Source organism: Pusillimonas sp. (assembly GCF_029263785.1).
Lineage (GTDB): Bacteria > Pseudomonadota > Gammaproteobacteria > Burkholderiales > Burkholderiaceae_B > Pusillimonas.
The window spans coordinates 62,623-69,890 of the sequence record NZ_JAJUFE010000009.1 but is presented as its reverse complement, the minus strand read 5'-3'; the positions used below and the strand labels follow the sequence as shown (position 1 = coordinate 69,890).

General features: G+C 58.8%; 6 protein-coding genes. All 6 read right to left on the bottom strand.

Annotated elements, in window-relative coordinates; all coding sequences use genetic code 11:
• The coding region (locus Q1J88_RS04610; RefSeq protein WP_301116379.1) for a branched-chain amino acid ABC transporter permease at positions 1-788 on the bottom strand (788 nt) is incomplete at its 3' end.
• Positions 789-957: 169 nt separating this feature from the next.
• Positions 958-2,184: an amino acid ABC transporter substrate-binding protein gene (locus Q1J88_RS04605; protein ID WP_301116378.1), complete on the bottom strand. Its 1,227-nt coding sequence runs from the start codon at positions 2,182-2,184 to the stop codon at positions 958-960.
• Positions 2,185-2,282: 98 nt separating this feature from the next.
• Positions 2,283-3,521 (bottom strand): Tm-1-like ATP-binding domain-containing protein, encoded by a 1,239-nt coding sequence (locus tag Q1J88_RS04600; protein ID WP_301116377.1) that lies wholly within the window; start codon positions 3,519-3,521, stop codon positions 2,283-2,285.
• Positions 3,522-3,564: 43 nt separating this feature from the next.
• Complete coding sequence (locus tag Q1J88_RS04595; protein ID WP_301116376.1) at positions 3,565-4,404, bottom strand: HAD hydrolase-like protein; 840 nt, start codon at positions 4,402-4,404, stop codon at positions 3,565-3,567.
• Entirely contained in the window at positions 4,401-5,891 is a 1,491-nt protein-coding gene (locus Q1J88_RS04590) for a hypothetical protein (RefSeq protein WP_301116375.1), read from the bottom strand. The genes Q1J88_RS04595 and Q1J88_RS04590 overlap by 4 nt, the downstream gene beginning before the upstream one ends.
• Positions 5,888-7,258: an acetyl-CoA carboxylase biotin carboxylase subunit gene (locus Q1J88_RS04585; protein ID WP_301116373.1), complete on the bottom strand. Its 1,371-nt coding sequence runs from the start codon at positions 7,256-7,258 to the stop codon at positions 5,888-5,890. Before Q1J88_RS04585 ends, Q1J88_RS04590 begins: the two co-directional genes overlap by 4 nt.
• Positions 7,259-7,268: the final 10 nt, after the last annotated feature.

Sequence of the window (7,268 nt, the reverse complement as noted above, 5' to 3'; positions counted from 1 at the left end):
GGATCGATAAACCGCGACACCAGGGTTTCAACAATGCCCAGCAGCATGCCGGCAAGCAGGCAGCCCAGGACATTGCCGACTCCGCCCATGATGACAATGACCAGGGCCTTCATGGTGAACGCAACGCCCATTGAGGCGCTGAACGACAGGAACATGCTGATCAGGACGCCGGCACCGACAACCAGGGCGCCGCCCAGCGCGAATGCAAAGGCGGCCATGGCGCGGGGGTTGATGCCCACCAGATGCGCAAACTGGGGCGCATTGGCCATGGCTCGCAAGGCTGCTCCCCAGCGCGAGCGCACCAGCACAAAGTACACAAGCAGGCCAATGACAATGGCGAAACCGGCAGCCAGAAGTCGGTTCGCGGCCACGGCTGCGCCCAGGACATTGACTGGAGAGGCAAGAAAGCCGTAGCTGTAATATTCGCCGCCGAACAGCACCAGGATAATGCCCTGCACGACAAACAGAATGCCAAAGGTGGCCAGTATGCTGTCGACCTCCAGAGCGGCGGCCGAGGGCGACCGCTTGACCAGCGGAGTAAGCAGAATCTGATATACGAGCCATTGCAGCACAAACCCCACGGGTAGCGCGATGGCCAATGCGAAAAGCGGGTGAACGCCCTGGCTGGTAACCAGCCAGTACGCCAGGAAAGCTGCGCCGACCATAAACTCGCCATGTGACAGGTTCATGATTCGGGCGACGCCGTATTGCAGGGTGAGACCCATTGCAATAAGCGCGTATAAACCGCCTAACGTCAGGGCGGTCATGGTGAGCTCTATAGCGAGCATTTGTATCCCCTGTGAAGGCGCCCGGGCAGATAACCTGGGCGCTTCAGATGCAAGACAAGGATGCGTTGCGGGTAGCAGGGCAACAACTTGGGCAGTGGTTATTTACTGCCCGCCGCTGGCGGGTTGTTGCCCTGGAGGCCTGCTGATGCAGGCCTGATCTGGCTACCGATTATTTCCAGGCCGGCTTGGGAATAATGGCCGGTTGTGCGCCCTGGAGATCGGTGGGTCCGATGCCCTGGAATACGCCGTTCTGCCATTGCCCCACGACGAACGTACCGGTGATCTGGTTATTGACCAGCTTGATGGGGCCCAGTGCTGTATCGAAAGTGCCCGTTTGCAGTTCTTTGGTGATGGCTTCGCGGTCAATCTTGCCAACTCGCTCGATGGCTTGCTGCAGCATTTGCAGGCCGGCGTAGTTGTTGATGCTGCCCCAGTAATCTGCGTCACGGCCCGTAATTTCCTTGTGGCGGGCGCGGTATTCCTTGACCTTCTCGGAGTTGCCGTCAATGCCGCCCAGGCTCATTTGCCCTTCAATGGCCTCTGCGCCATATTTGCCCACGAAGAACGGAAACTGTGTACCGACGCCGGTGTAGAACACTTTGGGATTCAGGCCGACTACGCGAGCCTGATCGCTGACCAGAATGGTGTCGGGCGGATATGACCAGGCGATGAAGGTGTCGGCGCCGGACGCCTTGACCTCATTCAGCAGCGACGACAGGTCTGTGGTGCCAAGGGGGTAGGTCTTGTCGATGACAAGATCGAAGCCGTGAGCCTTCGCCGCCTTGCGAGCGGCGGTGGAGGTTTCGACGCCGAAGCCGTCAGCAACGGCGATCATGGCGATCTTGTCATTGATCTTGCCTTCTTTGCGGGCCTTGTCCAGAACGTCCATCAGCACTTCGGCGTACGTGCCGGCGTTACCCAGCAGGAAGAACTGCGTAGGCCAGCGCTTGGCGAACTGATCGGCCTTGTCGGTAAGGTTGGTGCCGCTGATTTGCGGATAACCGTACTTCATGAACAAGGGGGCTACCGCCAGGTTGGTGGCCGTGCCCCAAGGGGGAAGCAGCAGGTCGACCTTGTCCTGGGTAACCAGGCGTTCGATGGCGCGAACTGCTTCTTCAGTGCTGGAGCGGTCGTCGTACTGAACGACTTCGATAGGAACGCGCTTGCCGTAGGCGCTGAGCATCAGGCCACCGGCATCGTTGACTTCTTTGACCCACATCTCGTAGTTAGGCCGCACGGTGGTGTCGGCGCCAGGAGCGTTGGGGCCACTTTTGGCAAGGGCATAGCCAATGCGGATGACATCGGGCGCGGTGTCTTGCGCGATCGATGCGCCGGTCATGCCGACCGACATCCCCAGCGCGAGCGCCAGGGAGGATGTCCACTTAGTGAGCTTCATATACGTAGTCTCCAACCAGTTGAAAGTTTTTATCGGGCTTATTGTTGTCGCCGGCTCTGGGTCGCCCCGTTCCCGAGCGCGGATGGATGCTTGTTTGCTTAGCCAACCGTGGCTTTCTGTTGCTCGACAAGCCTCACGACTTCGTCAACGAGCGCGTCGGCAAACTGCTCGTCGTTGATATGGCAATCAAACTCTGCCACATTTACAGAGCGGGGCATACTAGCTTTAACCCCATCCAAAAATACCGGGCATAACGAGGGGTCATGCAAATGGCCCTGCGGACTATCGTGGTGCGAGAATCCCTTGAGCGGTACAAAGAACGACACCGGACCTTTTGCTTCGGCAACCAGGCCGCCCAGGTGTTTTGCCAGCTTGCGCAATTCTTCGGCTTCGGTTCGCACGGCAGTGAGCGCGGAGTTATGCAGATGATAGCGTTTGCCTGGAAACTGCTGACGTGCGATATCGATCGGCCCGGACACCATGAAGTCGGCGTTTCCAGGTGCGAAGATGACGGGGATGCCTTTTTTCAAGGCGGCTTTTGAACGGTCAGGGCCGGCGCTGGTCAGGCCGTTGTTGAGAAAGTCGTTATGCTCGTTGACCGATGTATCTACCACTGCAACGACACTGTCCCGCTCGGCAACGAACTGGTCCAGGGCCATGCCCCCGGTTCCCAGAGTGTGGAACACCAAGACTTCAAAGCCCTTTTCTTCGAGCTTTTTGCGAACACGCACCGTGCAGCGGTCGATCGTCCCCAGGGTGCCCATGGCCACGACGGGGCGGGGCTCGCGAGTATAGGGCTTATAGGCCTTGGCCATGGCAGCGGTGGCGATGGCGGCGTTGCTGAATACAGTGCGTGTAATGGTGTTCAGCCCCGCAATATCCGTGACGGGATTGAACATGATGATGTCGCGAGCGCCGACAAAAGGCCGTGTAAACCCGGACGCCATGGTTGATACCAGGACCTTGGGCAAGCCATAAGGAAAGGTTTGCAAGACGGCACTGCCAAGCGCGCTACCCATCGAGCCGCCGATGGCGATGATCCCGCTAAGAGGGCTGCGGGCGTGCAAGGCCTGGGCGACTTTTATGGCACCGGCCGTCATGGCTTCCTGGCATTTGCCTTCGTGATTCAGGTCGCGCACCTGCTGGATGGTTTTTCCCGCCCCTGCGGCTACCTCGGAAGGAGGTATCTCGGCAGCCGGCGTGATCTCTTGGCGAATACTGGGATCCATGTGCACAACCTCGACGCCGTTTGCTTCGAGCTGTTCACGGATGAAGCGGGCTTCAGTGGCCTTGGTGTCGAGCGTGGCAATCAGCAGGACTTTTGGTTTGTTCTCCATGTTTCGTCTCCATTCTGTGTTTTGTGTTTGCTTGGCCTTTCAGCTATGCGATCAAGGCCAGAAGTTCATCGACTCCCGTCAAAGAGCAATGTGGACGCAGATGAGCAGGCAACTGCTCGATATCCCGGGGCGACGTCAATCCTGTATGTACGGCAACTGAAATGGCTCCGTTTTCGTGAGCCATGGCATTTTCCAGCGACAGGTCGTCTCCGACGATGGCGATTTCTTGAGGCTGTAGCCCCAACATGGACCGGGCCACCTCAAACGCGGCCGCGGCGGGCTTGCCGACGATTGTTGCCTCGGCACCGGTCACGCTGGACACGGCCGCTGTCAGAGCTCCCGAAATACCCAGTGTCCGACCTTCGCGGCTTGCCAGAAAGGGGGCAGTCGATACGGTATAGAGTCCAGCCCCGTTCCATACGGCCCGGCATGCCGCTTCGAGGTCGGCCAGTCGAAATTCAGGGTACCAGCCAATCAGCACGGCGTCCGCGTCATCCGCCCTGTCCGGAGAGACGACGATGTCGAGACCGGCGTCCGCCAGGGGTTTGTACACGCCTTCGGTGCCCAGAACCAGCAGCCGCTTGTATCCCTTGTTTTTGAAAAGCGATACAGCGACAGCGGGAGGCGTCAGTGCCTGGAAGTCGGCTACATTCAGCCCGGCAGCGCACAAGGCGTTCGACAGCTGGGAGGGTGTCTTTGTAGAGCCATTGGTAAAAGCCAGGTAAGGCGTACCGCGATTGCGCAGCAATTCGATAAGATCAGCCGCTCCGGGCAAGGCCTGGTAGCCGCTAAGGTGGCGATCAGCCAGCGCAAGCGTACCGTCGATATCGAAAATGAATCCCTTGACTGCGTTCAGGTCTGTGGAAGAGCCGGCGCGGATCATGCAAAACCTCCGGAGTGTGCGTGGCTGCGTAAATCAAGCGTAAAGCCCTCGCGTTCAATGCGCGCATGCGTGACATCGGGTCGATTCGAGAGCGACTTTATCAATGATTCAATCGGTGCGAGTGCCGGGTTGTAATCCTGTCGGCAGGGGCCGGCAGCGACCATGGCGTCGACCTGCTCGGCAGGCATTACCGCACGCAAGAGAAATTCTTCGTCAGAAATTGATGGGCTAAAGCGCTTTCTAAGCTCGGCCACATCGGGCATGGGCGGCTGAGCCATCAGCTCGCGAGCCCGGGGGAGCTGTTCGATCCGATCACGAACGTTGGCATCGACCTCGCCCGATGGCGTGCCGAATCGCCCCATGACGTAACGGATGACTTCGTCCGGAACATTGGAGTATCGCTCGGGTGCCAGCACATTCATGACGGCCATGGTCCCAACCACCTGCGAAAGCGGAGTCACCATGATGGGGTAGCCAAGCTCGGCGCGGACGCGGCTGACTTCTTCATAGACTTCGGGCAGGCGGTGTTGCTGACGGATCTCGCGAAGCTGCCGCAGCATGGTGGCGATCATGCCGCCTGGCAACTGATGAGAAAAATATCGCTCGTCGTATTCCTGTGGCACGCCCACGGGCAGGCCTTCGGCCAAGGCCAGTTTTTCGAACCAGTCGCTTACCTTGGCCACCGCGTCCAGGTCGAGATTATGTGAGTGTCCTCGACTGCGCAGATTGTTGATCACACTTTCGATTGTTGGTTGGCTAGTGCCATTACCCAGGGGGCGTGCGGCAGTGTGGAGCGTTCCGACACCAAGTTCAGGAGCTTCGGCATAGGTGAAAGGAGCTAGCCCGATAGTGCAATGAGAATGCAGCTCAAGCGGCTTGTTGCCCACCGCTTGCTTCAGTGCCGGCAGCAGGCTGCGGGCGCGATCCAGCGTAAGCAGACCGCCCGGGTCCTTGAGGTAGATGCGATCGATGAAGGGCTGTTGGGCCAGTTGCGAGGCCATCTGCGTGAAGAAGGCGTCGTCATGGACAGGGCTGACCGTATAGACCAGTGCACCCACGATTTCACTGGCACCGGCCTTGTGCATGGCATGGCAAGTATCGATAACCGCTTGCGTGGCGTTCATGGGATCCATCACCATAAAACGCTCAATGCCGTTATTGACCAGAAGCCGGTATGACAACGCCATGAGTTCCGGGTGGGCGGTTTCCCACGAGATAAAGCGCATGCCGGTCGACAGGAACGTCAATGACGTGCGCTTGAGTTGCTGCTTCATCAAGCGCAGGCGCTCCCACGGGTCTTCTTTGTGGTAGCGCACGGCTACGGCCATGTGCGTGCTGGTGCTGAAATCGATCGAATGGTAGCCGACGGCATCCATCACAGGAGCGATGGGGAGCATCATTCCGGTGCGCAGACCGGTGGCACCCCACAAGCTCTGGTTGCCGTCACGGACTGTAGTGTCGATGAACTGGATGGGTTCTGTATTCATGATGCAGCCTGTACAGCAGTGTCGGTCGCGCCTGCAAGCAAGCAACCCAGGAAACGGGTGTCCACACCGCCTTTCGAAAATTCGGGAGTGTTCAAAACCAGCTGGTGCAATGAAAGATTTGTTTCTATGCCTTCGATCCGGGTGTTGCGTATGGCTTCTGCCAGCCGACGTCGGGCTTCGTCACGCGTCTTGCCTGTGGCAATGATCTTGGCAATCATTGAATCGTAGTAGGGCGGAACGCTGGCACCGGTCTGGATATGTGTATCTACCCGCAGTCCTTCGCCGGTGGGAAAGTAGGCCGCACGGACCACACCGGGCGAGGGGCGGAAATCGTTGTCGGGGTCGTCGGCATTGATGCGGCACTCGATGGCATGCCCATATATCTGGACGTCGTCTTGATCAATTTCCAGCGGAAGTCCTTGCGCAATATGAAGTTGTTGCGCGATGAGGTCGATGCCCGTGACTTGCTCCGTAACCGGGTGTTCGACCTGAATACGTGCGTTCATTTCCAGAAAATAAAAAGCTTGTCGCTCGACATCGACCAGAAACTCAACCGTACCGGCATTGCGATATCCGATATGACCGGCAAAGCGCAGCGCGGCCTCATGCAGCCCGGACCGCAAGGTGTCTGGCAGGCAGGGTGCCGGGGCTTCTTCGATCAGTTTCTGGTAGCGACGCTGTACGGAACAGTCTCGGTCGCCCAGATGAATGACCCGGTTCCCGTCTCCGAGTACTTGCACTTCTACGTGCCGCCCACGGGTGACAAACCGTTCGATGTAGACCCGCCCGTCGCCGAAAGCCGCCTGTGCTTCGGCACTGGCAAGTTCAAACAGTCTGGAAAGCTGCTCGGCGCTGTCGGCTTTTTTAAGGCCACGGCCGCCGCCACCGCCAACCGCCTTGATAAGTACCGGAAAGCCGATGGACTCGGCCATGGCCAGTGCTTCTTCAAGCGATTCGACCGCACCGCCTGGTGTCACAGGCACACCGGCTTCCTGGGCAATGCGTCGCGCCTCAAGCTTGTCGCCCACGCGGCGAATCTGTTCGGCGGTGGGGCCGATGAAAATAATGTTGTTGTCTTCGCAGGCTTGTGCAAATTCAGCCCGTTCCGAAAGAAACCCGTAGCCGGGATGAATCGCTTGCGCACCCGTGCCGCGGGCAGCTTCGATCAGGGTTCCGATTTGCAGATAACTTTCGTTGGCACGGGCTGGTCCGATACAGACGCTGCGGTCTGCCAGCTGAGCGCCCAGGCTCTCGCGGTCGGGAGCCGACACGGCCAATACCGACTCAATGCCCTGTTGACGCAAACTGCGTACTATTCGTACCGCGATTTCTCCCCGGTTGGCAACGAGCACGCGCTGGATGTTCACGGCCAGACTC